Annotated in this window: 26 protein-coding genes; 17 read left to right on the plus strand and 9 right to left on the minus strand. The window is 66.7% G+C overall.

Annotated elements, in window-relative coordinates; translation table 11 throughout:
* Complete coding sequence (locus PRL19_RS13690) at positions 1–1,212, minus strand: AI-2E family transporter (RefSeq protein ID WP_273743285.1); 1,212 nt, start codon at positions 1,210–1,212, stop codon at positions 1–3.
* A gap of 129 nt (positions 1,213–1,341) precedes the next feature.
* Between PRL19_RS13690 and proS the strand changes: the two genes are divergently transcribed.
* The 6 genes from proS (at position 1,342) to PRL19_RS13720 (ending at position 8,411) form a co-directional block, all read left to right on the plus strand.
* Positions 1,342–2,703, plus strand: coding sequence for a proline--tRNA ligase (gene proS / locus PRL19_RS13695; RefSeq protein WP_127898619.1), 1,362 nt, complete (start codon positions 1,342–1,344; stop codon positions 2,701–2,703).
* Positions 2,704–3,147: 444 nt separating this feature from the next.
* On the plus strand, positions 3,148–4,332 hold the full coding sequence (locus PRL19_RS13700; RefSeq protein ID WP_273743286.1) for an ABC transporter substrate-binding protein: 1,185 nt from the start codon (positions 3,148–3,150) through the stop codon (positions 4,330–4,332).
* A gap of 114 nt (positions 4,333–4,446) precedes the next feature.
* On the plus strand, positions 4,447–5,229 hold the full coding sequence (locus PRL19_RS13705) for an ABC transporter ATP-binding protein (RefSeq protein ID WP_045981209.1): 783 nt from the start codon (positions 4,447–4,449) through the stop codon (positions 5,227–5,229).
* Positions 5,226–6,053 carry an ABC transporter ATP-binding protein gene (locus PRL19_RS13710; RefSeq protein WP_084693643.1) on the plus strand — a complete coding sequence of 276 codons (828 nt, stop codon included), beginning with the start codon at positions 5,226–5,228 and terminating at the stop codon, positions 6,051–6,053. The genes PRL19_RS13705 and PRL19_RS13710 overlap by 4 nt, the downstream gene beginning before the upstream one ends.
* Positions 6,054–6,056: 3 nt before the next feature.
* Positions 6,057–7,064 (plus strand): branched-chain amino acid ABC transporter permease, encoded by a 1,008-nt coding sequence (locus PRL19_RS13715; protein ID WP_045981210.1) that lies wholly within the window; start codon positions 6,057–6,059, stop codon positions 7,062–7,064.
* Positions 7,065–7,076: 12 nt separating this feature from the next.
* Positions 7,077–8,411, plus strand: coding sequence for a branched-chain amino acid ABC transporter permease (locus tag PRL19_RS13720; RefSeq protein WP_127898621.1), 1,335 nt, complete (start codon positions 7,077–7,079; stop codon positions 8,409–8,411).
* A gap of 47 nt (positions 8,412–8,458) precedes the next feature.
* On the opposite strand, the gene PRL19_RS13725 is transcribed toward PRL19_RS13720, so the two are convergent.
* On the minus strand, positions 8,459–8,971 hold the full coding sequence (locus tag PRL19_RS13725; RefSeq protein ID WP_052714591.1) for a CAP domain-containing protein: 513 nt from the start codon (positions 8,969–8,971) through the stop codon (positions 8,459–8,461).
* Positions 8,972–9,094: 123 nt separating this feature from the next.
* On the opposite strand from PRL19_RS13725, the gene guaA reads away from it, so the two are divergent.
* The 8 genes from guaA (at position 9,095) to PRL19_RS13765 (ending at position 17,369) form a co-directional block, all read left to right on the plus strand.
* Positions 9,095–10,654, plus strand: a complete 1,560-nt coding sequence (gene guaA, locus PRL19_RS13730) for a glutamine-hydrolyzing GMP synthase (protein ID WP_273743287.1) — start codon at positions 9,095–9,097, stop codon at positions 10,652–10,654.
* Positions 10,655–10,729: 75 nt separating this feature from the next.
* Complete coding sequence (locus PRL19_RS13735) at positions 10,730–12,250, plus strand: cryptochrome/photolyase family protein (protein WP_273743288.1); 1,521 nt, start codon at positions 10,730–10,732, stop codon at positions 12,248–12,250.
* A 62-nt stretch (positions 12,251–12,312) separates the two neighbouring features.
* Positions 12,313–13,110, plus strand: coding sequence for a GNAT family N-acetyltransferase (locus PRL19_RS13740; RefSeq protein ID WP_273743289.1), 798 nt, complete (start codon positions 12,313–12,315; stop codon positions 13,108–13,110).
* 70 nt (positions 13,111–13,180) lie between these two features.
* A complete protein-coding gene (locus PRL19_RS13745) occupies positions 13,181–15,001 on the plus strand; it encodes a M3 family oligoendopeptidase (RefSeq protein ID WP_273743290.1) in 1,821 nt (606 codons plus the stop codon).
* Positions 15,002–15,059: 58 nt separating this feature from the next.
* Positions 15,060–16,241, plus strand: coding sequence for a dipeptidase (locus PRL19_RS13750; protein ID WP_273743291.1), 1,182 nt, complete (start codon positions 15,060–15,062; stop codon positions 16,239–16,241).
* A 9-nt stretch (positions 16,242–16,250) separates the two neighbouring features.
* Positions 16,251–16,634, plus strand: coding sequence for a D-ribose pyranase (rbsD, locus tag PRL19_RS13755; protein WP_273743292.1), 384 nt, complete (start codon positions 16,251–16,253; stop codon positions 16,632–16,634).
* Between the two features lie 63 nt (positions 16,635–16,697).
* On the plus strand, positions 16,698–16,844 hold the full coding sequence (locus PRL19_RS13760) for an entericidin A/B family lipoprotein (RefSeq protein ID WP_064503532.1): 147 nt from the start codon (positions 16,698–16,700) through the stop codon (positions 16,842–16,844).
* A 141-nt stretch (positions 16,845–16,985) separates the two neighbouring features.
* Positions 16,986–17,369, plus strand: coding sequence for a hypothetical protein (locus tag PRL19_RS13765; protein WP_273743293.1), 384 nt, complete (start codon positions 16,986–16,988; stop codon positions 17,367–17,369).
* 3 nt (positions 17,370–17,372) lie between these two features.
* Here the strand turns inward: PRL19_RS13765 and lepA are convergent, their stop codons facing one another.
* The 4 genes from lepA to PRL19_RS13785 form a co-directional block, all read right to left on the minus strand.
* Positions 17,373–19,172 carry a translation elongation factor 4 gene (gene lepA, locus PRL19_RS13770; protein ID WP_127898630.1) on the minus strand — a complete coding sequence of 600 codons (1,800 nt, stop codon included), beginning with the start codon at positions 19,170–19,172 and terminating at the stop codon, positions 17,373–17,375.
* Positions 19,173–19,237: 65 nt separating this feature from the next.
* Positions 19,238–19,933 (minus strand): type 1 glutamine amidotransferase domain-containing protein, encoded by a 696-nt coding sequence (locus tag PRL19_RS13775; protein ID WP_273743294.1) that lies wholly within the window; start codon positions 19,931–19,933, stop codon positions 19,238–19,240.
* Positions 19,934–20,133: 200 nt separating this feature from the next.
* The gene (locus PRL19_RS13780) at positions 20,134–21,039 is read right to left on the minus strand and encodes a DMT family transporter (protein ID WP_273743295.1); all 906 of its coding nucleotides are present in this window, start codon (positions 21,037–21,039) and stop codon (positions 20,134–20,136) included.
* Positions 21,036–21,737 carry an HAD family hydrolase gene (locus PRL19_RS13785; protein ID WP_273743296.1) on the minus strand — a complete coding sequence of 234 codons (702 nt, stop codon included), beginning with the start codon at positions 21,735–21,737 and terminating at the stop codon, positions 21,036–21,038. The genes PRL19_RS13780 and PRL19_RS13785 overlap by 4 nt, the downstream gene beginning before the upstream one ends.
* A gap of 64 nt (positions 21,738–21,801) precedes the next feature.
* On the opposite strand from PRL19_RS13785, the gene PRL19_RS13790 reads away from it, so the two are divergent.
* Positions 21,802–21,996 (plus strand): cation transporter, encoded by a 195-nt coding sequence (locus PRL19_RS13790; RefSeq protein ID WP_127898633.1) that lies wholly within the window; start codon positions 21,802–21,804, stop codon positions 21,994–21,996.
* A 130-nt stretch (positions 21,997–22,126) separates the two neighbouring features.
* The gene (locus PRL19_RS13795) at positions 22,127–22,429 is read left to right on the plus strand and encodes a hypothetical protein (RefSeq protein WP_052714596.1); all 303 of its coding nucleotides are present in this window, start codon (positions 22,127–22,129) and stop codon (positions 22,427–22,429) included.
* A gap of 28 nt (positions 22,430–22,457) precedes the next feature.
* On the opposite strand, the gene parA is transcribed toward PRL19_RS13795, so the two are convergent.
* Positions 22,458–23,090, minus strand: a complete 633-nt coding sequence (gene parA / locus PRL19_RS13800; protein WP_045999076.1) for a ParA family partition ATPase — start codon at positions 23,088–23,090, stop codon at positions 22,458–22,460.
* 75 nt (positions 23,091–23,165) lie between these two features.
* Positions 23,166–23,486 carry an antibiotic biosynthesis monooxygenase family protein gene (locus tag PRL19_RS13805; RefSeq protein ID WP_045981336.1) on the minus strand — a complete coding sequence of 107 codons (321 nt, stop codon included), beginning with the start codon at positions 23,484–23,486 and terminating at the stop codon, positions 23,166–23,168.
* 123 nt (positions 23,487–23,609) lie between these two features.
* Between PRL19_RS13805 and PRL19_RS13810 the strand changes: the two genes are divergently transcribed.
* Positions 23,610–24,656 carry a dipeptidase gene (locus PRL19_RS13810; RefSeq protein WP_273743297.1) on the plus strand — a complete coding sequence of 349 codons (1,047 nt, stop codon included), beginning with the start codon at positions 23,610–23,612 and terminating at the stop codon, positions 24,654–24,656.
* 28 nt (positions 24,657–24,684) lie between these two features.
* On the opposite strand, the gene PRL19_RS13815 is transcribed toward PRL19_RS13810, so the two are convergent.
* On the minus strand, positions 24,685–25,893 hold the full coding sequence (locus PRL19_RS13815; protein WP_420704428.1) for a helix-turn-helix domain-containing protein: 1,209 nt from the start codon (positions 25,891–25,893) through the stop codon (positions 24,685–24,687).
* Between the last annotated feature and the right edge of the window lie 197 nt (positions 25,894–26,090).

Below are 26,090 nucleotides of genomic sequence, written 5' to 3' on the forward strand. Positions count from 1 at the left end.
TCAGCCTTGCAGGTCGCGGCGCGCCAGGTTTTCCTGCATGGCCTCGATCTGCTGCTGGCTGCGGGCGCGGTCGGCATCCATCCGCGCGGCGCGCATCCGTGCGGCCACGGTGCCCGCGGGAACCATCTCGACCAGGATCGGCTGCGACGGTTCCGCCGGCAATGCCTGCCCGGTGAACAGCGAGCTTTCGCGATAGCGCGCGATCAGGAACCGCGCCAGCACCCCCAGCGCCGCCGCCATCGGCACCGCCATGACCAGACCGACAAAGCCGAACAGCGCGCCGAAGACCGACAGCGCCAGAAGCAGCCAGACCGGATGCAGGCCGACATGGCCGCCGACGATCTTGGGTTGCAGATAGTTGCCCTCGACGATCTGGCCCAGGGCAAAGATCGCGACGACCGCACCGATCCACAGCGGATCGCCCCAGAAGCTGAACAACGCCACGCCGATGGCCGTCGCGCCCCCGATCAGCACCCCGACATACGGGATGAAGGACAGGACCGCCGCCATGATCCCGATGAAGAAGCCGAAGGGCAGGCCCACCAGCATCAGCGCCAGCGCGTACCACGTCCCCAGGATGGCGATCACGACCCCCTGCCCGCGCAGGAACCCGGACAGCGCGTCGTCGATCTCGGCGGCAAGCTGGCGGATGGTCGCCGCATGTTCGCGCGGCAGCAGGTCGTCGATGGCCGCGACCAGGTGATCCCAGTCCAGCAGCAGATAGAACGCGACCACCGGCACGATGACCAGCAGCGCCACGGTCCCCAGGACGCCGGTGACCGATCCCAGGACGGTCGATGCCAGCCGTGCGGCCTGATCGCCCATCGTCGCCTGCAGGTCGGTCAGCGTCTGCTGCAGCCCGTCGCCCTGCGGGATCAGGTTGGGAAAGCGCGTGTCCAGGAAACCCCGCGCCTGGCTGATCATCTCCGGCGCGGTCTCGATCAGGGCGGTGGCCTGGCGCACCAGGATCGGCATGACCAGCAGAACGATGGCGACGAAGGCCAGCACGACCGCAAAGGTGATCACCACCACGGACATGGTGCGCGACAGGCCCGCGCGTTCCAGACGGTCGGCAAGCGGGTCCAGCAGATAGGCGATGCCAGCCCCCAGGATGAACGGCAGGACGGCCTGCCCCAGCAGCCACAGCGTCACCAGCAACGTCAGCGCCGCGATGCCCCACCACATGACCTGCTTGCGTACGGGGATGCGCATGGTTCGACCCTTGTCCAGAAACCTGCGGCGAATGTGCCGCCCCGTGCGTCTGGTTGCAAGCGCGATGCTTGGCAAGGCCGGACCGATCCGGTAACGCTGCGGACCGAACCGCTTTGAAGGACCCGTGCCATGCGTCTGTCGCGCTATTTCCTGCCCGTGCTGAAGGAAGACCCCAAAGAGGCGCAGATCGTCAGCCACCGGCTGATGCTGCGCGCGGGCATGATCAAGCAGCAGACGGCGGGCATCTATTCCTGGCTGCCGTTGGGCTTCAAGGTGCTGCGGCGCATCGAGCAGATCGTGCACGAGGAGCAGGCTCGCGCCGGTCACATCCCGATGCTGATGCCCACGCTGCAGCCCGCCGACCTGTGGCGCGAAAGCGGCCGCTATGACGACTATGGCGAGGAGATGCTGCGCATCAAGGACCGCAACAAGCGCGACCTGCTGTACGGCCCCACGAACGAGGAGATGATCACCGACATCTTCCGCAGCCATGTCGGCAGCTACAAGGATCTGCCGCTGACGCTGTACCACATCCAGTGGAAGTTCCGCGACGAGATCCGTCCGCGCTTCGGCGTGATGCGTGGGCGCGAGTTCCTGATGAAGGACGGTTACAATTTCGACCTGACCAAGGAAGACGCGCTGCACGCCTACAACCGCCACCTGGTCAGCTATCTGCGCAGCTATGAGCGGATGGGCCTGCAGGCGATCCCGATGCGCGCCGATGGCGGCCCGATCGGCGGCGATTACACCCACGAATTCCTGGTCCTGGCCGAGACCGGGGAATCCGAGGTGTTCTATGACAGCCAGATCACCGACCTGACCTTTGGCGACCGGGACATCGACTATGACAGCGTCGAGGAATGCCAGGCCGTGCTGGAGGAGTTCACCAGCCGCTATGCCCGCACCGACGAGACGCATGACGAGGCCGTCTATGCCCAGGTCCCTGAGGAACGCCGCCGCACCGCGCGCGGCATCGAGGTCGGGCAGATCTTCTATTTTGGGACCAAGTATTCCGAACCGATGGGCGCAATGGTCCGCAACTCCGACGGTGCGCAGGTTCCCGTGCACATGGGCAGCCACGGCATCGGCGTGTCGCGCCTGCTGGGCGCGATCATCGAGGCGAACCACGACGACAAGGGCATCATCTGGCCCGAGGGTGTGACCCCCTTCCACGTCGGCATCGTCAACCTCAAGCAGGGCGACAATTCCACCGACGCCGCCTGCGACGCGATCTATGCCGAACTGCAGGCCCGCGGCCTGGACCCGTTGTACGACGACCGCGACGAACGCGCCGGGGCAAAGTTTGCCTCGATGGATTTGATCGGCCTGCCATGGCGCATCACAGTCGGTCCGCGCGGCCTGACTAGCAACAAGGTCGAGCTGACCAGCCGCCGCACCGGCCAGACCGAGGAAGTCTCTCCGCAGGAGGCCATCGCCCGGATTGCGCAGATCTATCAGCCCGTGTTGGGCGTGACGGTCGCGGACAAGTAGGCCGCGACGGACGGTTGCCGCCGCGCTTCGTCGCAAGCGTCGTGGCAACCGACCACCCGTGCATTGCCCCTCTGTGTTGGTCCGCCATCGGGGGCATGGTTGACAGGATGACCAGTGCGGATGTCAGGTTCGAACGTGGCATTTTCAGGGACGTAACCGCTGCACAAGTTAGGCGGATGCTCTGCGACAGCGGCGATGACGTCCGACGTCACTACACCCTGTGAAACGCCGTTGGCACCATTCGGAACGGGATGACCACGACGACGGCCGACCGCCCCAAAGCCGTGTTGAAGCGAGGGGCGATCAGGCGGTCCAAAGTTGCCCCTGCGTCACACGTCAACCTGTCCAAAAACCATGCAAATACGCGCGACAACGCACTTTCTTTTTGAATGTTGCGCTTCTAACCTGACGCGCAGGACAATGTTCCAACTGGGAGACTTCCACATGAAAAAGCTTCTTCTCGCGACCGCCGCCGGGGCGCTGATGGCCGGTGCCGCGGGCGCCGAAGAAATCAAGCTGGGCATCTCGCTCGGCTTCACCGGTCCGCTGGAATCGATGGCACCCGCAATGCAGCAGGGCGCCGAGATGGCCATGAAGGAGGTCAGCGATTCCGGCCTCCTGCTGGACGGGTCGACCGTTGTGGCGGTCACGGGCGACAGCACCTGCATCGACGCCGCCGCGGCGACCGCGACGGTGGAGCGTCTGATCGCATCCGAAGGCATCAAGGGTCTGATCGGCGGCATGTGCTCGGGCGAGACCATCGCCTCGCTGGAGAACGTCGCCAAGGCGAACGGCATCGTGATGATCTCTCCGTCGGCCACCTCGCCCGCGCTGACCGACATCGAGGATGACGGCCTGTTCTTCCGCACCGCCCCGTCGGATGCCCGCCAGGGCGAGGTGATGGCCCAGATCATCGCCGACCGCGGCATCGAAACCGTCGCCGTGACCTATACGAACAACGACTATGGCAAGGGCCTGGCGGACAGCTTTGCCGCGGCCTTCACCGCCAATGGCGGCACCGTGACCGTCAACAGCGCGCATGACGACGGCAAGGCCGACTATTCGGCCGAGATCGCGGCCCTGTCGGCCGCGGGCGGCGATGCGCTGGTCGTGGTGGGCTATGTCGACCAGGGCGGCTCGGGCATCGTGCGCGGCGCGTTGGACAGCGGCGCCTTCGAGACCTTCGTGTTCCCGGACGGCATGGTCGGCCAGGCGCTGGAGGACAACTTCGGATCGGAGATCGAGGGCAGCTTCGGTCAGAACCCCGCAGCCGAGGGCGAAGGCCGCGAGGCCTATCTGGCGATGGCCGAGACCGCGGGCTTTGACGGCTCGGGCGCCTTTTCGGCCGAGGCCTATGACGCGGCGGCGCTGATGCTGCTGGCGATGGCCAAGGCCAAGTCGTCGGACCCGGCGGTCTACAAGGAGCACATCATGGACGTGGCCAACGGCCCCGGCGATGAGATCCTGCCGGGCGAACTGGCCAAGGCGCTGGAGATCATCAACGGCGGCGGCGACGTCGATTATGTCGGCGGCACCTCGGTCGAGCTGGTGGGTCCGGGCGAATCCGCGGGCACCTTCCGCGAGATCCAGTTCACCGACGGCAAGCTGGAAGTGGTCGGCTATCGCTGATCGCAGACCTGAACAGGCGGCCCGGCACCATTTTGGTGCCGGGCCGTTTTGCAAAGATAACAGCCGCTTGACGGCATATCTTCACCAGGAATGTGAAGACAGGGAAGGTGACGCATGATCCGTGTCGAGGATCTTCACAGACATTTCGGCGGCTTTCGCGCCGTGGACGGCGCCAGCCTGACGATCGAGACCGGCTCGATCACCGGGCTGATCGGGCCGAACGGCGCGGGCAAGTCGACGCTGTTCAACGTGATCGCGGGCGTGCTGCCCCCGACATCGGGCCGCGTCTTCATGGACGGCGAGGACATCAGCGGCCTGCCGCCGCACGAGCTGTTTCACAAGGGTCTGCTGCGCACCTTCCAGCTGGCACATGAGTTCAGCTCGATGACCGTGCGCGAGAACCTGATGATGGTCCCCGGCGCGCAATCCGGAGAGACGATCTGGAAGACCTGGTTCCAGCGCGGCCGGATCGAGCGCGAGGAGGCCGAACTGAAGCGCAAGGCCGACGAGGTTCTGGACTTCCTGACCATCCGCCACCTGACCCATGAGAAGGCCGGCAACCTGTCCGGCGGCCAGAAGAAGCTGCTGGAGCTGGGCCGCACGATGATGGTCGACGCCAAGATCGTCTTCCTGGACGAGGTCGGCGCGGGCGTGAACCGCACCCTGCTGATGACCATCGCCGACGCGATCATCCGTCTGAACAAGGAACGCGGCTATACCTTCTGCGTGATCGAGCATGACATGGATTTCATCGGCAAGCTGTGCGACCCGGTGATCGTCATGGCCGAGGGCAAGGTTCTTGCCAAGGGCAGCGCCCAGGACATCATGAAGAACGAGGCGGTGATCGAGGCCTATCTGGGCACCGGCCTGAAGAACAAGGACATGGTGGGCGCATGAGCGACGCAGGCTTTGGCAATCGCGGCAACCGCGACGCCTCGGTGGTGAACATCAAGGGGATGGGCCAGATCGACGGCACACGGCGGTCCGGACCGGTGGGCGCCGGTCGCGCGGGCGATCCATTTCTGATCGGCGAGGCGATGACCGGCGGGTACGGCAAGGGCGCCGACATCCTGCACGACTGCACCATCGCGGTCGAACAGGGCCAGATCGCCGTGATCGTGGGCCCCAACGGTGCGGGCAAGTCCACTGCGATGAAGGCCATCTTCGGCATGCTGAACCTGCGCCAGGGATCGGTCCGGCTGAACGGTCAGGACATCACCGCGCTGAACCCCCAGGACCGGGTCAAGGCGGGCATGGGGTTCGTCCCGCAGGTCAACAACATCTTCCCGTCCATGACGGTCGAGGAGAACCTGGAGATGGGCGCCTATATCCGCCGCGACGACATCCGCGCGACGATGGAGCAGGTATATGACCTGTTCCCCGCCGTCGCCGCCAAGCGCCGCCAGGCCGCGGGCGAACTGTCGGGCGGTCAACGCCAGCAGGTCGCCGTTGGTCGTGCGCTGATGACCCGACCCAAGGTGCTGATGCTGGACGAACCCACCGCGGGCGTCAGCCCCATCGTCATGGACGAGCTGTTCGACCGCATCATCGCCATCGCGCGGGGCGGGCTGCCCGTGCTGATGGTCGAACAGAACGCACGCCAGGCGATGATGATCGCCGACAAGGCCTATGTGCTGGTGCAGGGCGCGAACGCCCATACCGGCACCGGGGCCGACCTGATGCAGAACGACGAGGTGCGTCGCACCTTCCTGGGGGGCTGAGCCGTGGATATCCTGAACGCCCTTGTGGTCTTTCTGAACTTCGTCTTCATCCCGGCCGCCGCCTATGGCGCGCAGCTGGCGCTTGGCGCCCTGGGCGTCACGCTGATCTATGGCATCCTGCGGTTTTCGAACTTCGCGCATGGCGACACCATGGCCTTTGGCACGGGCATCGTGATCCTGCTGACCTGGGGGCTGCAATCCCTGGGCATCAGCGCGGGCCCGCTGCCCACGGCGCTGATCGCCCTTCCTCTTGGCATCGCGCTGACGGCGCTGCTGGTGCTGGGCACCGACCGCGCAGTCTATAAATTCTATCGCCGGCAGAAGGCCGCGCCGATCATCCTGGTGATGGCATCGGTCGGCGTGATGTTCGTGATGAACGGCCTGACCCGCATCCTGATCGGCGTGGACGAGATCCGCTTTGACGACGGCGCGCGCTTCCTGATCGCGGTCCGCGATTTCCGCGAGATGACCGGGCTGGAGGAAGGCCTGGCGCTGCGCTCGACCCAGGCGCTGACCGTGGGGGTGGCGCTGATCGTGATGATCGCGCTGTTCTGGTTCCTGAACCGCACGAAGTCGGGCAAGGCCATGCGCGCCTATTCCGACAACGAGGATCTGGCCCTGCTGTCGGGCATCGACCCGGAACGCGTCGTGCGCCTGACCTGGATCATCGCGGCCGCGCTGGCCACCATCGCGGGCACGCTTTACGGGTTGGACAAGTCGTTCAAGGCCTTCAACTATTTTCAGATCCTGCTGCCGATCTTTGCTGCGGCGATCGTCGGAGGCCTGGGCAATCCGCTTGGCGCCATCGCGGGCGGGTTCCTGGTCGCGTTCTCCGAGGTGGCGGTGACCTATCCGTGGGTCAAGGTCGTGGGCTATCTGGCCCCTTGGTACGAACCCGGCGGGCTGATGCAGCTTCTGGGCACGGAATACAAATTCGCGGTCAGCTTCGTGATCCTGATCGTCGTCCTGCTGTTCAGGCCCACCGGCCTGTTCCGCGGCAAATCGGTCTGAGGGGGAGAGATCATGGCAACCAACCGTCAAGCCGCGACATCCGCCAGCCCCTGGCGCGCGCCGATCCTGTTCGCGGTGCTGGCCATCCTGTTCGTGCTGGAGGGCACGGTCCGGAACAGCATGTTCTCGGGCAGCTGGAACACGTCGCTGGCGATTCTGAACATGGGGCTGCTGTCCGCGATCACCGCCCTGGGCGTCAACATGCAGTGGGGCTATGCGGGCCTGTTCAACGTGGGCGTGGTGGGCTTTCTGGCGATGGGCGCGCTGGCCCCCGTCCTGGTGTCGCTGCCCCCGGTCGAAGGAGCATGGGCCGCGGGTGGCACGCGGCTGATGCTGGCGCTGGCCGTGGGCGTGGGAACGCTGGCCATGGCCAAGCTGGCCTGGACGCGCACCCGCAGCGGCATCCTGACCGCGGTCGTGCTGATCGGCGGCTTTGTCGCCTATCGCTGGCTGTTCGATCCCGCGGTCATCGCGATCGAGGCGAACAACCCGGCCCGCAACGGCAATATCGGCGGCCTTGGCCTGCCGGTGCTGCTGTCCTGGGTGGTGGGCGGCCTGTTCGCGGCCGCCGCGGCCTGGGCCATCGGCAAGGTCGCCCTGGGCCTGCGGTCCGATTACCTGGCCATCGCCACGCTTGGCATCGGCGAGATCATCGTGGCCGTGATGAAGAACGAGGACTGGCTGGCCCGTGGGGTCAAGAACATCACCTCGATCCCGCGCCCCGTCGCGCAGGAGGTGGCCCTGCAGCGCAACCCTGATTTCGTCGACTTTGCCGCCAGTTGGGGCTTCCCCGCGGCCGAGGCGTCAGGCATCTGGGTCAAACTTTCCTACATGTCGCTGTTCCTGGTCGTGCTGCTGGTCATCATCCTGCTGGCCGAACTGGCGCTGAAATCGCCCTGGGGCCGCATGATGCGCGCCATCCGCGACAACGAGACCGCGGCCGAGGCGATGGGCAAGGACGTGACCCGCCGCCACCTGCAGGTGTTCATCCTGGGGTCGGCGGTCATTGGGGTCGCGGGCGCGATGATGGTCACGCTGGACGGGCTTTTGGCGCCGACAAGCTATAACCCGCTGCGCTATACTTTCCTGATCTGGGTGATGGTGATCGTCGGCGGGTCTGGCAACAACTGGGGTGCAGTGCTGGGGGCCGTCACCATCTGGTTCCTGTGGATCAAGGCCGAGGTCTGGGGTCCTGCCCTGATCGCCATGCTGACCGGGCCGATGGCCGACGGGCCGGTCAAGGCGCACCTGCTGGACAGCGCGCCGCACATGCGCTTCATCGCGATGGGGGCGGTGCTGCTGCTGGTGCTGCGGTTTGCGCCACGGGGCCTGCTGCCCGAAAAATAAGGGCGACATGGAAAAGGGGCGCGGATCACACCGCGCCCCTTGTCCGTTCAGCGGCAGTTGTTGCCCAGAACCGTGCTGTGCCACAGCCGCCCGTCCGCGCCGCGCACGACTCCGCTGCCGATTTGATAGCTGAGCTGTCCCAGGACCTGTTCCCGCTGCGGGCCGGGGACAAGCCACGCGTTGACCGTTCCTTCGGGCGTGCCGCCGGCGCCGACCAGCTGGACCACGCCGCAGGTCGGATAGCCCACGGACCGCGCGCGGTCGACGACGTTCGACCCGTTCGACCCGGCCACGTCAGCGCGGCCCATTCGCGCCATGTCGCAGGCATGGGCCAGCGCGATGCGGTCCAGTTCCGCACTGCTGGCCAGTGCGTTCTTGCCCTCGGCCGCGCGGGCGGCGTTGACGGCGGCGGACAGGCGCAGCCCCGCGTCGACCTCTCCGCGGCATTCTGTGGCCAGCGCCTGATCGGCGGGGGCCTGCGGGGCCGTCAGGCCGGGAATCGGCATCTGGCAGGCAGACAGGGCCAGAACGCAGGTGGCGGCAAGGGACAAGCGCTTCATCGGGACATACCTTTTGCACGGATCGGGGTGATTGACCCCGAACGCGCGCGGGTTTCGTCGGTTCCCGCCCGCCCCGGCGCCGAAATGCTTGCAAGGTGCTGAAACCGCGCTTAAAGCGCACCCATGACCCAGCACCAGCGCCTTCTGATCATCGACTTCGGCAGCCAGGTGACGCAGCTGATCGCGCGTCGCCTGCGTGAACTGAACGTCTATTGCGAAATCCACCCGTTCAACACGGTGACCGACGACACGCTGCGCCAGATGGCGCCGCAGGCGATCATCCTGTCGGGCGGCCCCGCCAGCGTCACGACCGACGGCAGCCCGCGCGCGCCCCAGGCCGTGTTCGACATGGGCGTGCCCGTCTTTGGCATCTGCTATGGCCAGCAGGTCATGATGGAGCAGCTGGGCGGCCGGGTCGAGGCCGGGCACCACGCCGAATACGGCCGCGCCTTCATCGCGCCCGCGCCGGGCCACAAGTCCGACGGCATCTTTGCCGGCCTGTTCGACACGGGCCGCGAAGAGGTCTGGATGAGCCATGGCGACCGCGTCACCAGCCTTGCGCCGGGCTTCGAGGTCATCGGCACCTCGCCCAACGCGCCCATGGCGATGATCGCGGACGAGGCGCGCCATTTCTATGCCGTCCAGTTCCACCCCGAGGTGCATCACACGCCGAACGGCCGCACCATGCTGGCGAACTTCGTCCGGCTGGCGGGCTTCACCGGCGACTGGACCATGGCCAGCTACAAGGACGAGGCGATCCGCAAGATCCGCGAGACCGTGGGCGACCGCAAGGTGATCTGCGGCCTGTCGGGCGGCGTGGATTCGTCGGTGGCGGCGGTCCTGATCCACGAGGCGATCGGCGACCAGCTGACCTGCGTCTTCGTCGATCACGGGTTGCTGCGGCTGAACGAGGGCGAGGACGTCGTCAAGATGTTCCGCGACAACTACAACATCCCGCTGATCCATGCGAACGAGGCCGACCTGTTCCTGGGATCGCTGGAAGGCGTCAGCGACCCCGAGGTCAAGCGCAAGACCATCGGTCGGCTGTTCATCGACGTGTTCCAGAAATACGCCAGCCAGATCGAGGGCGCCGATTTCTTGGCGCAGGGGACGCTGTACCCGGACGTGATCGAGAGCGTCAGCTTCAGCGGCGGCCCGTCGGTCACGATCAAGTCGCACCACAACGTCGGCGGCCTGCCCGAGAAGATGGGCCTGAAGCTGGTGGAACCCCTGCGCGAACTGTTCAAGGACGAAGTCCGCGAGCTGGGCCGCGAACTGGGCCTGCCCGAGAGCTTCATCGGTCGCCACCCCTTCCCCGGCCCCGGTCTGGCCATCCGCTGCCCCGGAGAGATCACCCGCGAAAAGCTGGAGATCCTGCGCAAGGCCGACGCGGTCTTCATCGACCAGATCCGCAAGCACGGTCTGTACGACGAGATCTGGCAGGCCTTCGTGGCGATCCTGCCGGTGCGCACGGTGGGCGTGATGGGCGACGGCCGGACCTATGATTTCGCCTGCGCGCTGCGGGCCGTGACCTCGGTCGACGGGATGACGGCGGACTATTATCCCTTTACCCACGACTTCCTGGGCGAGACCGCGACGCGGATCATCAACGAGGTCAAGGGCATCAACCGTTGCACCTATGACATCACGTCCAAGCCGCCGGGCACGATCGAATGGGAATGACGCGGCACCGCGTCGCATGACATGTCGGGAACGCGCAGGGCAACCTGCGCGTCCTTGTCATTCTGGGGGTGTGGAATGCGTCTGATCCTGGTGCTGGGCGACCAGCTGTCACCTGACCTGTCAGCGCTGCGCGAGGCGCGCCCCGACGATCTGATCGTGATGGCCGAGGTGATGTCCGAGGCAAGCTATGTCCCTCACCACCCCCAGAAGATTGCCTTCCTGTTCGCCGCGATGCGCAAGTTCGCGGACCGTCTGCGCGAGGCCGGCCACCGCGTCGCCTATGCGACGCTGGACGATCCGGACAACACCCAGTCCATTCCCGGAGAGCTGCTGCGCCATGCCGCGACGCATGGCGCCGAGCGCGTGATCGCCACGCGGTCTGGGGAATGGCGCCTGATCGCCGCGCTGGACGACCTGCCCGTGCCCGTCACGCAGCTGCCCGACGACCGCTTCATCTGCAGCCAGCCGGAGTTCGAGGCCTGGGCCGACGGCCGCAAGGAATTGCGGATGGAGTGGTTCTATCGCGAGATGCGCCGCAAGACCGGGCTGCTGATGGAGAGCGACCTACCGATGGGCGGCAAGTGGAACTATGACCACGACAACCGCAAGCCCGCCCAGGCCGATCTGCTGCGGATACCCCCGCCCCGGTTCGAGCCCGACGCGGTGACCGCGCAGGTGCTGGACCTGGTCGAGGCACGGTTTCCCGACAATTTCGGCCGTCTGCGGCCCTTTGGCTATGCCACCGACCGGGCCGGCGCGCTGCAGGTCCTGGCGCATTTCATCGACCATTCGCTGGACGAATTCGGCCCCTATCAGGACGCGATGCTGCAGGACGATCCGTTCCTGCATCATTCGATCCTGTCGCCCTATATCAACGCGGGCCTGCTGTCCCCGATGGAGGTGTGCCAAGCCGCCGCCGACGCCCATGCCGCGGGCAAGGTCCGCCTGAATTCGGCCGAAGGCTTCATCCGTCAGATCATCGGGTGGCGCGAATACATGCGTGGCATCTATTTTCTGGAAGGGCCGGACTATGCCGCGCGCAACGTGCTGGTGCATGACCGCGACCTGCCGCCGGTCTATTGGGGTGCGCCCACGCGGATGAACTGCATGGCGCAGGCGGTGGGACAGACCCGCGATCACGCCTATGCGCATCATATCCAGCGGCTGATGGTGACGGGAAACTTCGCCCTGCTGGCGGGGATCGATCCGGCGCAGGTCCATGAATGGTATCTGGCCGTCTATGTCGACGCCTATGAATGGGTCGAGGCACCCAACGTCATCGGGATGAGCCAGTTCGCGGATGGCGGCGTGGTTGGGTCCAAGCCCTATGTCAGTTCGGGCAACTACATCGCCAAGATGTCGGATTATTGCGGCGGATGCGCCTACAAGGTGACGCAGAAGACCGGGCCGGGCGCCTGCCCGTTCAACGTGCTCTACTGGGATTTCATGGTGCGTCATCGCGACCGGTTCCAGTCGAACCCCCGCATCGGGCGCGCTTATGCGACCTGGGACCGGATGGACGCCGACAAGCGCCGCCAGATCCGCAGCGACGCGGCCGCGTTCCTGGACCGCCTGGATGCGGGCGATCCGGTCTGAGCCGCTTGACGCGGAGCTGCCGTGCCGCCACGCTGCCCGCCGATCAGCGAAAGGACCTGCCGATGGATTGCGCCTGCGGCCATGCCCATACCCCCGCCCTGGACCCCTCTGGCACGCCGGTGCCCCTGTCGCCTGCCCCCGTCGCCCTGCACGGACGCCTGATCTGTCACGACACGGCACAGATGCTGACCGCGCTGGACCTGCTGCAGGATCATGCCGATGCCAGCCGCGCCGAGCCGGGATGCCTGCGCTTTGACATCGCGCAATCCGACGACCCGATGGTCTGGACCCTGTCCGAGGTCTTTGCCGATGAGGACGCGTTCGCGGCGCATCAGGCCCGCACGGCATCCAGCCCCTGGGGCCTGCGCAGCCGCGACATGGGTCGCGATTTCCATCGCCACGCCGCGCAGGTCATGATCCGCCCCGAAGTCCCGTCGGATCACGCAGCCCTGCACGCCTTGCTGGTACGCGCATTCGATGGCCCGGCCGAGGCCCGCCTGCTGCGCGCGCTGCGGGCTGATGGCGATCTGTCCCACGCGCTGGTGGCCCATGTCGAAGGCGTGCCGGTCGGCCTTGTCGCCCTGTCGCCCCTGCAGGCGCCGGAACCGGCATTCGCCTTGGCGCCGCTGGCCGTCCATCCGGCCATGCAGCGGCGCGGCATCGGTCGGGCGCTGATCGATGCCGCACTGCGCGCCGCGACGGGGCCGGTCGTGGTCGTGGGCGATCCCACGGTCTATGCCGGATCGGGCTTCGTCCCCGCGGATCTGGCATCCCCCTATGCGGGACCTGGCCTGCAGATCCACGGCAGCCTGCCCCGGGGTAGCGCTGTCGTCCATGCCGGGGCCTTTACGGCGCTGTGACGGCGCGCCCCTTGCGGCGCTGCCCGGCAGGGTCCACATCTGACGCCGAAGCATTTTGAAAGGACCCACCATGGCAGGCAACACCGTCTTCGATGCAACCGATCCGGCGCGCGCCAAGGGCGATTTCGGCACCCTGCCCGAATGGGATCTCAGCGACCTCTATACCGCCCCCGACAGCCCCGAACTGACCGCGGACATCGCGCGCATCGAGACGCAGGCGCAGGCCTTTGCCGCCGAATACCAGGGCAAGCTGGCCGACCTGACGCCCGCGCAGATGCTGGAGGCGGTCGAGGCGTTCGAGCAAATCAATATCCTGGCCGGGCGCGTCATGTCCTATATCGGGCTGCGCTATTACCAGAACACCACCGACCCGGTCCGTGCCAAGCAGATGGGCGACCTGCAGGCGCGCATCACCGATCTGACGACGCCGATCATCTTCTTCTCGCTGGAGTTCAACCGCATCCCCGATGCGACCTACGAATCCATGTTCACCGCCGCCGACGGCCCTGCCCGCTACAAGCCGGTCTTCGACCGGATGCGCGCGATGCGGCCCCACCAACTGTCGGACGAGCTGGAGCAGTTCCTGCACGACACTTCGGTCGTCGGCGCCGCCGCCTGGAACCGCCTGTTCGACGAGACGACCGCCGCCCTGACCTTCGACGTCGACGGAGAGACCCTGGGCCTGGAGGCCACGCTGAACCTGCTGACCGACCACGACCGGGCACGCCGCGAGGCCGCCGCCCATGCGCTGGCCAAGGTCTTCACCGCGAATGTCGGGCTGTTCACGCGCATCCACAACACGCTGGCCAAGGAAATGGCGATCGAGGACAAGTGGCGCAAGATGCCCACGCCGCAATACGGCCGTCACCTGTCGAACCATGTCGAACCCGAGGTGGTCGAGGCGCTGCGCAATGCCGTCACCGCCGCCTATCCCCGCCTGTCGCACCGCTATTACGCGCTGAAGGCGAAATGGCTGGGGCTGGACAAGCTGCAGGTCTGGGACCGGAACGCGCCGCTGCCGACCGACGCGCCCCGCGTGATCGATTGGCCCGAGGCACGGTCGACGGTTCTGGACGCCTATGCCGGCTTCTCGCCGGAACTGGCCGAACTGGCCGAACCGTTCTTCGACAGGGGCTGGATCGACGCGGGCGTCAAGCCGGGCAAGGCGCCGGGCGCGTTCGCGCACCCGACCGTCTCGACCGCGCATCCCTATATCCTGGTGAACTATCTGGGCAAACCGCGCGACGTGATGACCTTGGCGCACGAACTGGGCCACGGCGTTCATCAGCGTCTGGCCGCCCGTCAGGGGGAGCTGCTGTCCTCGACGCCGCTGACCCTGGCGGAAACCGCGTCCGTCTTCGGTGAGATGCTGACCTTCCGCGCGCTGCTGGCCAAGACCACCGACCCCGCGCAGAAGAAGGCCCTGCTGGCGGGCAAGGTCGAGGACATGATCAACACGGTCGTCCGTCAGATCGCGTTCTATGATTTCGAGTGCCGCCTGCACGCCGCCCGCGCCGAGGGAGAGCTGACTCCCGACGACATCAACGCGCTGTGGATGGCCGTCCAGCATGAAAGCCTGGGCCCGGTCTTCGAATACATGCCGGGATACGAGACGTTCTGGACCTATGTCCCGCATTTCGTGCATTCGCCCTTCTATGTCTATGCCTATGCCTTCGGCGACGGGCTGGTGAACGCGCTCTATGCCGCCTACGAGGACGGCCTGCCGGACTTTCAGGACAAGTATTTCGACCTGCTGAAGGCCGGCGGCTCCAAGCATCACCGCGAACTGCTGGCACCGTTCGGCCTGGATGCGTCCGACCCGGCCTTCTGGGACAAGGGCCTGTCCATGATCGAGAGCCTGATCGACCAGCTGGAGGCGCTGGAGGCGTGATCCCGTCTGGCGTCCCCGGTCCGTCGCGCTAGACTGTGCGCAACGGATCGGAGGAGCGATGTGGAAACGGGTGCTGCTGGGGACGGGCGTGGTCCTGGCGATGGGCGTGGCGGGGTTTCTGACCTTCGCCCCGGCCTATGTCGAACGCGGGATGAACCCCGTCACCATACCTGCGGAAGGCTGGCCGGTCACGGCAGAGGCGCAGGCCCTGCATGACCGGCTGGTGATCGGCGACTGGCATTCCGATGCGTTGTTGTGGGACCGCGACCTGCTGGACCGTGCGGATCGGGGTCATACCGACGTTCCGCGCCTGCTGGACGGGAACATGGCGGTGCAGGTCTTCACCACCGTCACGAAAAGCCCCCGCGGCCAGAACTATGACCACAACTCCACCGATACCGGCGACAACATCACGCCCCTGTTCATCGGACAGCTGCGCCCGCCGCGCAGCTGGTTCTCGCTGCGCGAACGGGCGCTGGTGCAGGCGCAGGCGTTGCAGGACGCCGCGGATCGCGCACCTGACCGGCTGCGGGTAATCCGCAGCCGCGCCGATCTGGCCGACCATCTGGCGCGGCGGCAGGCAGGCGCGCAGGTGCTGGGCGCGGTGCTGGGATCGGAAGGCGGTCACCCTCTGGAGGGCGATCCGGCCAATCTGGACGTGCTCTATGACGCGGGCTTCCGGTTGATGGGGCTGACGCATTTCTTCGACAACGAACTGGGCGGCAGCCTGCACGGAGAGGGCGGCACCGGCGCGGGCCTGTCCGATTTCGGGCGTCAGGTGGCGGACGCGATGATCGCGCGCGGCATGATCATCGACGTGACCCATGCCAGCCCACAGATGGTGCGCGACGTGCTGGCCATTCCGGGCGCGCGGCCGGTCCTGTCCCATACCGGCATCACCCGCCACTGCCCCAGCCCCCGCAACCTGCCCGACGATCTGGTCGCGGACATCGCGCAGGCGGGCGGGATCATCGGCGTCGGGTTCTGGTCGGACGTGGTCTGCGGATCGACGCCCGCCGACGTGGCCCAGGCCATCGCAGCCGCGATCGAGATCGCCGGAGAGGACCACGTCTCGCTCGGCTCGGACTGGGACGGGTCGGTCGACACGCCGTTCGACGCCGCCCATCTTTCGGCACTGACCCAGGCACTGCTTGACCAGGGCATGTCAGAGGTGCAGATCGCCAAGGTCATGGGAGGCAACATGATGGCCTATCTGGCCGAAACCCTGCCCGAGAACTGAGAGGAACCGATGAAACGCACGACCTTGCTGCATGCCGAACTGTCAGGGCTGATCGCCGCCTTCGGCCATGGCGACATGCTGGTGATCGGCGATGCCGGGCTGCCCGTGCCCGCCGGCGTCCGGGTCATTGACCTGGCCCTGACCCGCGGCATTCCGGGCGTCTTCGACGTGCTGGATGCGGTGCTGGTCGAACTGGTCGTCGAACGTTCGGCAATGGCGACCGAAGCCGCCCCCGACCTGCAGGCCGAATTCGCGCGACGCGACATCGGACCGGTCACCATGCTGTCGCATGACGACTTCAAGGCGGCGTCGCGCCACGCCCGCGCGATCGTGCGGACCGGGGAATGCACCCCCTATGCCAATGTGGCCCTTTACGCCGGCGTGGCGTTTTAGACGGAACCGATGCGCCGATATTGCGTTGCAAGCCCAGATGCTTATCCACAAGGAGACTGAGCGATGCAGAAGAAGATCCTGGGCCTGACCGCCGTTCTGGCCATGATGACGCTGGCCGCCTGCGAAACCGTGCAAGGTGCGGGACGCGACATCTCGACCGCCGGCGCGGTCGTCCAGCAGGAAAGCGCCGAGGCTCAAGCCGGGATGTGATCCTGATCGATCGGCAAGACATGACGGCCCCCCGCAGCGTGCTGCCGGGGGGCTTTCTCATGCGCATGGGGCATTGGATAAGGAACCCGATGCCGGTCTGGTCCGTTTGAACGTATCCCTTAAAGAAACGATGAGGCCATCATGCGGATCATCCTGATGGCGCTGCTCGCGCTACCCCTGCCCGCCCACGCTTTCACCGCCCGCAATGGCATGGAAGCCCGTCAGGTCGATGCGACCGATATCGCGGTCCCGTTCGAGGCGGGCCGGACCGACACGGATTACTGGTGCGCCGCCGGTGATCTTGCGCAGCAGGTGATGAACCAGCCGGTCGCGACGCGCATCTGGCGCGCCAGTCCCAAGCCGCGCCAGGCAGGTCAGGGCATCCTGTTCACGCTGGACCCGGCCCGCCAGGCGCAGGGCGCAGGCCTGTCCCAGTTCGGATCAGGGCCGCGCGATGGCGCACTGTCGATCGGTCAGGCCGTGGCCAGCCATTGCCGCATCATCATTCCCTTCATTCGGGAATGATGATCAGTTGTCCATCTTCAGCGCCTGGATGAAGGCGGTCTGCGGAATCTCGACCTTGCCGAACTGCCGCATCTTCTTCTTGCCGGCCTTCTGCTTTTCCAGCAGCTTCTTTTTCCGCGTGGCGTCGCCGCCATAGCACTTGGCGGTCACGTCCTTGCGCATGGCCGACAGCGTCTCGCGAGCGATCACGCGCGCGCCGATCGCGGCTTGGATCGGGATCTTGAACATGTGCCGCGGGATCAGGTCCTTGAGCTTTTCGACCATCGCGCGGCCACGGCTTTCGGCACGGTCGCGATGAACCATGATCGACAGCGCGTCCACCGGCTCGTCGTTCACCAGGATCGACATCTTGACCAGGAAATCCTCGCGGTACTCGCTGATCTGATAGTCGAAGCTGGCATAGCCCTTGGTCACCGACTTCAGCCGGTCATAGAAGTCGAACACGACCTCGGCCAACGGCAGGTCATAGACCACCATCGCCCGCGCGCCGGCATAGGTCAGGTCCAGCTGGATGCCGCGACGGTCCTGGCACAGTTTCAACACGTCGCCCAGATACTCGTCCGGCACCATGATCGTGGCCTTGATGCGCGGCTCCTCGATATGGTCGACATGGGTCAGGTCCGGCATGTCGGCGGGGTTGTGCAGGTCGCGCACCTCGCCGTCGCGCATGTGCAGCTTGAAGACCACCGACGGCGCCGTGGTGATCAGGTCCAGGTCGTATTCGCGCTCAAGCCGGTCACGGATGACCTCAAGGTGCAGAAGCCCCAGGAACCCGCAGCGGAAGCCGAACCCCAGGGCCGCCGACGTCTCCATCTCGTAGCTGAAGCTGGCGTCGTTCAGGGCCAGCTTTTCGATGGCGTCTCGCAGGGGTTCGAAATCGTTGGCGTCCACCGGGAACAACCCGCAGAACACCACCGGCTGCGCCGGCTTGAAGCCCGGCAACGCCGTGGCACAGGGCTTGCGTTCCTGGGTGATCGTGTCGCCCACGCGCGTATCGCGGACCTGCTTGATCGAGCCGGTGAAGACACCGATCTCTCCCGGGCCCAGTTCGGCGATGTCGACCATCTGCGGCGTCAGGACGGCCAGCTTGTCGATGCGGTGGCTGGCGCCGGTCTGCATCATCTTGATCTGGTCGCCCTTGCGGATCACCCCGTCCATCACGCGGATCATCACGACAACGCCCAGATAGGCGTCGTACCAGCTGTCCACCAGCATCGCCTTCAGCGGCGCGTCGCGGTCGCCCTTGGGCGCGGGCAGGCGCGTGACGATGGCCTCCAGGACGTCCGGGATGCCCAGACCGGTCTTGGCGCTGATCGGGATCGCGTCCTGCGCGTCGATGCCGATGACTTCCTCGATGTTCTCCTTGACGCGGTCGGGCTCGGCCGCGGGCAGGTCGATCTTGTTCAGGACCGGCACGATCTCGTGGCCCGCGTCGATCGCCTGATAGACGTTGGCCAGCGTCTGCGCCTCGACGCCCTGGCTGGCATCGACGACCAGCAGCGACCCCTCGACCGCGCGCATCGACCGGCTGACCTCATAGGCAAAGTCCACGTGGCCTGGCGTGTCGATCAAGTTCAGGACATAGGTCCGGCCGTCCTTTGCCGGATAGCTGATCCGCACCGTGTTGGCCTTGATGGTGATCCCGCGCTCGCGCTCGATATCCATGCTGTCCAGCATCTGGGCCTTCATGTCGCGATCCGCGACAGTGCCCGTGGACTGGATCAGCCGGTCGGCCAACGTGGATTTCCCGTGGTCGATATGCGCCACGATCGAAAAATTGCGGATGAGGTCAAGGTCGGTCATGGGCGGGCTATACAGCCCCGCAAAGGCCGCGAAAAGAGGGTTTCGCGGCCCTGCGTTATTTGGTGTCAGGGCGCGGTCGGAAGGTCCGCGGCCTTCAGCATCAGGCGCGCGACCTCGGCCGACGAGGCAGGGTTCTGGCCGGTGACCAGGTTGCCATCGGCGACGGCAAAGGGCTGCCAGTCCGGGCCCTTCTGATGATGGCCGCCCTGGGCCTTCAGCTGGTCCTCCAGCATGAACGGGACGACGTCGGACAGGCCGACCGCGTCCTCCTCGCTGTTGGTGAACCCCGCCACGCGTCGACCGTGGACCAGCGGATCACCCGAGGCGAGACGCGCCGACAGCAACCCGGCCGGCCCGTGGCAGACCGCGCCGACGACCGCACCCTTGTCGAACGCCCGGCCCAGCAGATCGCCCAGCGCCTTCGAATTGGGCAGGTCCCACATCGTGCCGTGACCGCCCGGCAGGAACAAGATGTCGCAACCGGACACCTCGACGTCCTCGACCTTAGTGGTGTTTTCCAGCTTGTTCATGACCGCCTCGTCGGCCAGCAGGCGGCGGACCTCGTCGGTCATCGCGTCGCCCTCGGCCGAGGAAGGGTCCGCCGGGGGCTTGCCGCCCTTGATGCTGGCCAGCTCGATCTGCCAGCCCGCGTCCGACAGGATCCAATAGGGGGCGGCCAGCTCCTCCCAATAGAAACCCGTGGGTTTGCCGGTGTCGCCAAGCGTGTCGTGCGAGGTCAGGATGAACAGGGCCTTGGGCATGGTAAACCTCCTTGAGGGATGCAAAAATCGCCACGATGCCGGGATGGCGCCATGGCGTTCGGCATGTCAATGTTCCCGACGCGTCCGAGTTCCCGGTCGCGATGTCGCACCGGTGCGACCATCTGGGTCGCGCGGCCGCCAAGGCCCCTCGATGGGGCCGCAGGCGGCCTCGTGCGCCCAAGCCACGCGCAGGCAGGATCTCAGCCGGGACCGGGTCGCACCAGGCTGTCGACGGGGCGCCTGCGCCGCAGCCCCGCCTCGCGCCACATCGCATAGCCCCCCGCCAGCGCGATCAACGCCGCCCCCGCCAAGGTAGCCGCATCGGGCCGCTCGCCAAAGATCACCGCCGCCACGACCAGCGCAAAGGCCAGCCGCGTGTATCGGAACGGCGCGACGACCGACGCCTCGCCCAGACGCGAAGCCGCCACCAGCGTCGCATAGCCCACGACGCCGAACACCACCGTCCCCGCCAGCAAGACCACCTCGACCGGGCCGGGCATCACCGGCGCGGGTCCGGCCAGCACGCCCAGCACCACCCCCGCCGGAATCATCGCGCCATAGGCCGAGGCCGACAGTTGATCCGACGCCACACCCGGCGGAATGCGTCGCGTGGCCAGATCGCGCAGCGTCAGCCCCGCGACGCCCGCCACCGCCCACAGCATTGCGGGCTGGAACGCCGCCGTCCCGGGCCGCAGGATCAGCAGCACCCCCGCGAACCCGACCGCCACCGACAGCCAGCGGCGCCAGCCGACCTTTTCGCCCAGAAACAGCGCCGCGCCCAGCACCAGCGTCAGCGGCAGCACCTGCAGGATCGCAGAGGTCACCGCCAGATCACCCACCGCCAGCGCCGTCACCAGGCAGACGGCCCCCACGATCTCTCCGGCATTGCGCAACAGCGCCATGGGATGGATCAGGTCACCTGTCCAAAGACGCCCTCCCCGCCGCGCCAGACGCATCCAAAAGACCGCACCTGCGACCACGCCCACCATCGCCAGCAACTGCCACACCGGCATCGTCCGGGTCAGCACCTTGAGAAACGCATCCTCGACCGCGAACATCGCCATCGATGCGGACATGAACAGCGCGGCACGCCCGTTGTCGGTCACGCCGCACCTTCCAGGTCGGCGATCAGTGCGGGCAGTCTGCCCATGTCGGACAGCTGGTGCAGGCGCGGATGATCGGGCGCCTCGGCATGTTCATGGCTCCAGGTCAGGTCATGCGGGATGAAGACTCCCGTCCCGCCCAGATCCAGCACCGGGATCACGTCGCTGCGCATCGAATTGCCCGCCATCAGGAACCGCGACGGCTCCACCCCCTGCCCCATCAGGACCCGGGCATAGGCCTCGGGCGTCTTGTCGGCCAGGATCTGCACCGCCGCGAATCGCTCGGCCAGTCCAGAGGCTGCGATCTTGCGCTCCTGATCCATCAGGTCGCCCTTGGTGATCAGGATCAGCCGCCGCCCCTCCAGCGCGTCCAGGGCTTGTTCCACGCCCGGCAGAAGGGTCACGGGATGGGCCAGCATCTCGGCGCCCAGGTCCAGGATGCGGGCGATCTGGCGGCCCTCGATGCGTCCGTCGGTCAACTCGATCGCGGTCTGGACCATCGACAGCATGAAGCCCTTGATGCCGTAACCGTAGCGCGCAAGGTTCGCGCTTTCCGTGTCGTACAGCAGCGCCGCGATGGTCTCGGCGTCGCCGTGGTCCGACAGCAGCGCGCAGAACTCGGCCTCGGTGACACGAAAGAACGTCTCGTTCTCCCACAGCGTGTCGTCGGCATCCAGCCCGATGGCGTCAAACAGGGTCATGTCGTCCTCTTGCGGGCGGCGCCGCGCTGTTTCAGGATCGAACGACCCAGCACAGGAGCGCCCGATGATCTATTCCGTCCCCGACATGAGCTGCGACCACTGCAAGGCCGCGATCGAGGCCGCCGTCGCCGGGGCTGGCGGCCGCGCAACCGTCGATCTGCCCGAAAAGCGCGTCACCGTCGAGGGGCTGGATCCCGCCACCGCGCAATCCGCCCTGACCGCCGCGGGCTTCACCCCCCGCCCGCTGCCCGCCACATGACCCCGATCACCCGGGTCGCCGCGATTGAGCGGCGGGCCGCTTGATGCTAGGATCGCCCGATCGGCCTATGCGGGCAAGAACCGGACCAACCGGCGCGCGGCCGTCCGAGGCATTTCGAGGAGACAGTCCCATGCTGAACCGTTTCGTGATCGCGGCCGCCGCGATCGTCATGACGACCCCCCTGGCCATGGCCGGACCCATCGACAGCGCCTGCGTCCGGTCGGACCGCGCGCGCGGCAACGCACCGCTGTGCGGCTGCATCCAGCAGGTCGCGAACCAGACCCTGTCCCGGTCGGACCAGCGCCAGGCGGCGCAGTTCTTCCGCGAGCCGCATCGCGCCCAAGAGGTCCGCACGTCAAAGCGTGATGCGGACAACGCCTTCTGGGCCCGCTACCGCAATTTTGCGGCGCAATCCGAACGGCTGTGTCGCTGATCTGATCGAACCGGCTGGCCCGGTCGGGTCAGCCGATGCGGGCCAGAATCTCATCCGTCAGCGCGGCCATCTCGGCTGTTGCGGGACCCTTGGGGCGTTCGATCGCCCCCAGACCCAGTCCCAGGGTCTCGGCATAGACGACGCGGTTCGCGACCTGCGTGTCGGCCACCTGCGCACCCAGCTCGGCCGCCTTCTGCGCCACTTCGACCGACAGGCGCGTGTTGGGGCGGGTGCGGTTCAGGACCACCAGCACATCCGCCTTGTCGCGCCGCGCCAGATCCAGAACCCCTTCGGTTGCCCACAGGTCGACATGGCTGGTGGCCACCGGCACCACCACCAGATCCGCCACGCGCAGCGCCGGGCGCAGGTCGCTGTCGATCTTGGGCGGCGTGTCGATGATAACGTAATCGAACCGACGCTTCAGCTTCTCCGATTCGTAGCTGGCCCCCCAGGCCGACGAGGTCGAGAAATCCATCGCCTCGTCCTCTCCCACCGCGGACATGCGTTCCATGAACCAGCGGCCCAGGCTGCCCTGCGGATCGGTGTCGACCAGGGCGACGGAATGACCCCGCGCATGCAGGCTGACCGCCAGATTGACGGCCAGCGTCGTCTTGCCCGATCCGCCCTTTTGCTGAGCCACCGTGATGATCCGACCTGACATTGCGACAATCCCCCGCGTTTGGCCCAGCCTAGGGTCCAACGCGGCCGATTGCACCAAGTTTCTGCATGTGCAGCATCAGGGATGCACGGACTGAACCTCGTACATCACGGGCTCGAACGACTTGCACATTCCGTGGATCTCGCGGTTCCGGCGACGCATCTCGGGGTCGCGCAGCATCGCTTGGTAATCGCGGCGGTCGCGCCACTGCGAATAGGTGGCGATGCGGGTCTGCGCGTCGTTCAGATGGATCGCCCCGCCCAGGCAGCCGGGCTGTCGACTGATGACCTGCGCCCACGCCTCGGTCAGCAGGTCCAGCACGTCATGCGCGGTACCGGGGGTCACCTCGAAGGTGGTGATGACGGTCTGGCCGTCAAAATCGGGCGTGATGCGGGGCATGGGCTGGCCTTTCATGGGCATGGTCCTGCCACCAGCGTAACCCCCAAGCCCCTTGGCGCAAAGTGCCATTGCAGGGCGCTGCACGATGTGCATCCTGCCGGGACGAAACAGCAAGGACCAGCCATGACCCCGGTATTCGACGGCCACAACGATTTTCTGCAGCGCGTCGTGGCGGCGGGCGCGGATGCCGACCAGCTTTGGCTGCATGGCGACGGCACCGGCCATCTGGACCTGCCCCGGATGCAGGCCGGTGGCATGGTCGGCGGTTTCTTCGCGATCTGGATACCGACACCGGCAGGGCTGGGCGACGACCATGCGATGGACGCGATGGAGAACCCGCCGTTTGAGCTACCCCTGCCCGCCCAGATCGCGTCCGACGTGGCCCTGTCCCAGGCTTTCGCACAAGCGGCGGCATTGCTGGCGCTGGAGCGGACCGGCACCCTGGACATCGTGCGCGACGCCGCAGGGTTGCGCGCGACCATTGCGGCCGGGCGGATCGCCGCGATCATGCACATGGAGGGGGCCGAGGCGATCCGCGACCGTGATGCGCTGCACCTGTGGCACGCGGCGGGGCTGCGCTCGCTTGGGCCGGTCTGGTCGCGGCCCACCCAGTTCGGCGAGGGCGTGCCCTTCGCCTTTCCCGCCAGCCCCGACATGGGCGGCCCGCTGACCCCCGAAGGTCATGCCTTGGTCGCGGATTGCAACGCGCTTGGCATCATGCTGGACCTGTCGCACCTGAACCAGGCCGGTTTCGACGACGTGGCCCGGCTGTCGGACGCGCCCCTCGTCGCCAGCCACAGCGCCGTGCATGCCTTCAGCGAAAGCAGCCGCAACCTGACCGACCGGCAGCTGCGCCAGATCGCGGACAGCAAGGGCTTGGTCGGACTGAATTTCGCCTCCAGCTTCCTGCGGCCCGACGGGCGGCGCCAGCCATTGGAGGATCTGGGCATGATGATCCGGCATCTGGATCACCTGCTGGAGATCCTGGGGGAGGATGGCGTGGCTTTGGGGTCCGATTTCGACGGCGCGCTGATGCCGCGGGATCTGCCCGACGCATCGGCGCTGCCCGTGCTGATCAAAGCGATGGACGATGCCGGTTACGGCCCCGACCTGATCCGCAAGATCGCCTGCGACAACTGGATCGGCCTGCTGGAACGCACCTGGCGCTAGGTGGGCCGGGGTTCCGGCCCTGCGGCTCTCACTCGGTTTCGGTCTGGCCGGGCGTCGCGACCTGCGCCACCGCGATCATCTGCGCCAGTTCCGGGTCGGCCTCGGGATCGGCCAGTGCATAACGCTCGGTCAGGCTGGCGGGGGACAGTTCCACCCCGCTGATGACCTGCGCCCCGGGCGCCGCCGGGCCATAGGTCTGGCCGCTGACCGCGAAATAGACCGCGCCCGAATTTCCGGTCCGCAGCACGGGCGGCTGTTCCAGCGGCGGCAGCGCAAAGCGTTCGCCCGCATCCATGATCTTTTCCAGCAGCACCGTGCCGTCCGCCGATGTCACGCGCACCCAGGCCGGACGTGCCGCCATCAGCTCCAACGGGGGTGCATCCGGGGCCAGCGTGCGCACGACGCTTTCCACGGCGGCGGGCTGAGCGGTCTGCAAGGCGCCGATGGCGCCGGGCGTTCCGGTCGGCACCTGCGCCACGCCGGCCTGCTGCGCCAGCGCGTTCTGGGGAAGCGGCACCTGCGCGACCTGTCCCGCCGAGGCGATCACATCCTCGACCGTGGCAGAGCTGTCCAGCAGACCGGGATCGATCGCCGCGATGGGCCCGTCGCGCGCGGTCAGGACCGGTGCCTCGAGGATCTGCGGACGGTACAGGCGATCCAGCGCCTCGGGCTGGGGCAGGCTCAGCGCGATGTCGCTGCCCTGTCCGCCGTCGATGTCAGGGTCCGACAGCCCCGCGCCCTGTGTCGGGTCCAGTTCGGCGACCACCGTGGGCAGATCGTCACCCGGGGTCAGCGTGACGCGCTGAACCTCCTGCAGGACGGCCCATCCGCCATAGCCCAACCCGCCGATCAGCGCCATCAGCACGAAGATCGCGCCGATGGCTCGCGGCTCGACCTCGGACAGGAATCCGCGTTCCTGAGGGATGAACAAGGCGCGGGGATTGGCCAGCGCTTCGGCAGGGTCGGACGGACGGCGGCCCGGCTTGGGCCCGGCAGCGGCAGGAGCCATGCCATGCGTCGGCTGAAAGCCAGATTCCTGACAGAACCGCCGAAAGACCCAGTCGGGGTCCATGCCCAGATAACGCGCATAGGAGCGCACATAGCCCGAGATGAAGCTGGGCGCGTCAAAGGCCGAGACGTCGCAGTTCTCGATCGCGGCGACATAGGAGGCACGGATGCGCAATTCGCGCTGGACGTCCAGAAGGGACTTGCCCAACGTCGCCCGCTCTCCGCGCATCAGATCGCCCAACCGCGTGTCATCGTCCAGGAACACTGCCGTATCCCCGACTTGCACGAAATCTTCTGCCGGGTCAGGTGCCCGCAGCCTGCTCATCGCCTATGCCTCATCCGCTTGTTATAGGCTGCCTCCGAATCGAAGGCTACCAAAGCTTCTTTAGCCAAAGGTTATCACGCAGGCGAGAGCAGTTCACCCGT

The organism is Paracoccus marcusii (assembly GCF_028621715.1).
Taxonomy (GTDB): domain Bacteria; phylum Pseudomonadota; class Alphaproteobacteria; order Rhodobacterales; family Rhodobacteraceae; genus Paracoccus; species Paracoccus marcusii.

Excerpts from the sequence above, each read along its gene's own strand:
- PRL19_RS13690 (WP_273743285.1), bottom strand. The coding sequence starts at position 1,212 with ATGCGCATCCCCGTACGCAAGCAGGTCATGTGGTGGGGCATCGCGGCG.
- proS (WP_127898619.1), top strand. The coding sequence starts at position 1,342 with ATGCGTCTGTCGCGCTATTTCCTGCCCGTGCTGAAGGAAGACCCCAAA.
- PRL19_RS13700 (WP_273743286.1), top strand. The coding sequence starts at position 3,148 with ATGAAAAAGCTTCTTCTCGCGACCGCCGCCGGGGCGCTGATGGCCGGT.
- PRL19_RS13705 (WP_045981209.1), top strand. The coding sequence starts at position 4,447 with ATGATCCGTGTCGAGGATCTTCACAGACATTTCGGCGGCTTTCGCGCC.
- PRL19_RS13710 (WP_084693643.1), top strand. The coding sequence starts at position 5,226 with ATGAGCGACGCAGGCTTTGGCAATCGCGGCAACCGCGACGCCTCGGTG.
- PRL19_RS13720 (WP_127898621.1), top strand. The coding sequence starts at position 7,077 with ATGGCAACCAACCGTCAAGCCGCGACATCCGCCAGCCCCTGGCGCGCG.
- PRL19_RS13725 (WP_052714591.1), bottom strand. The coding sequence starts at position 8,971 with ATGAAGCGCTTGTCCCTTGCCGCCACCTGCGTTCTGGCCCTGTCTGCC.
- guaA (WP_273743287.1), top strand. The coding sequence starts at position 9,095 with ATGACCCAGCACCAGCGCCTTCTGATCATCGACTTCGGCAGCCAGGTG.
- PRL19_RS13735 (WP_273743288.1), top strand. The coding sequence starts at position 10,730 with ATGCGTCTGATCCTGGTGCTGGGCGACCAGCTGTCACCTGACCTGTCA.
- PRL19_RS13740 (WP_273743289.1), top strand. The coding sequence starts at position 12,313 with ATGGATTGCGCCTGCGGCCATGCCCATACCCCCGCCCTGGACCCCTCT.
- PRL19_RS13745 (WP_273743290.1), top strand. The coding sequence starts at position 13,181 with ATGGCAGGCAACACCGTCTTCGATGCAACCGATCCGGCGCGCGCCAAG.
- PRL19_RS13750 (WP_273743291.1), top strand. The coding sequence starts at position 15,060 with ATGTGGAAACGGGTGCTGCTGGGGACGGGCGTGGTCCTGGCGATGGGC.
- rbsD (WP_273743292.1), top strand. The coding sequence starts at position 16,251 with ATGAAACGCACGACCTTGCTGCATGCCGAACTGTCAGGGCTGATCGCC.
- PRL19_RS13760 (WP_064503532.1), top strand. The coding sequence starts at position 16,698 with ATGCAGAAGAAGATCCTGGGCCTGACCGCCGTTCTGGCCATGATGACG.
- PRL19_RS13765 (WP_273743293.1), top strand. The coding sequence starts at position 16,986 with ATGCGGATCATCCTGATGGCGCTGCTCGCGCTACCCCTGCCCGCCCAC.
- lepA (WP_127898630.1), bottom strand. The coding sequence starts at position 19,172 with ATGACCGACCTTGACCTCATCCGCAATTTTTCGATCGTGGCGCATATC.
- PRL19_RS13775 (WP_273743294.1), bottom strand. The coding sequence starts at position 19,933 with ATGCCCAAGGCCCTGTTCATCCTGACCTCGCACGACACGCTTGGCGAC.
- PRL19_RS13785 (WP_273743296.1), bottom strand. The coding sequence starts at position 21,737 with ATGACCCTGTTTGACGCCATCGGGCTGGATGCCGACGACACGCTGTGG.
- PRL19_RS13790 (WP_127898633.1), top strand. The coding sequence starts at position 21,802 with ATGATCTATTCCGTCCCCGACATGAGCTGCGACCACTGCAAGGCCGCG.
- PRL19_RS13795 (WP_052714596.1), top strand. The coding sequence starts at position 22,127 with ATGCTGAACCGTTTCGTGATCGCGGCCGCCGCGATCGTCATGACGACC.
- parA (WP_045999076.1), bottom strand. The coding sequence starts at position 23,090 with ATGTCAGGTCGGATCATCACGGTGGCTCAGCAAAAGGGCGGATCGGGC.
- PRL19_RS13805 (WP_045981336.1), bottom strand. The coding sequence starts at position 23,486 with ATGCCCCGCATCACGCCCGATTTTGACGGCCAGACCGTCATCACCACC.
- PRL19_RS13810 (WP_273743297.1), top strand. The coding sequence starts at position 23,610 with ATGACCCCGGTATTCGACGGCCACAACGATTTTCTGCAGCGCGTCGTG.
- PRL19_RS13815 (WP_420704428.1), bottom strand. The coding sequence starts at position 25,893 with ATGCGCGGAGAGCGGGCGACGTTGGGCAAGTCCCTTCTGGACGTCCAG.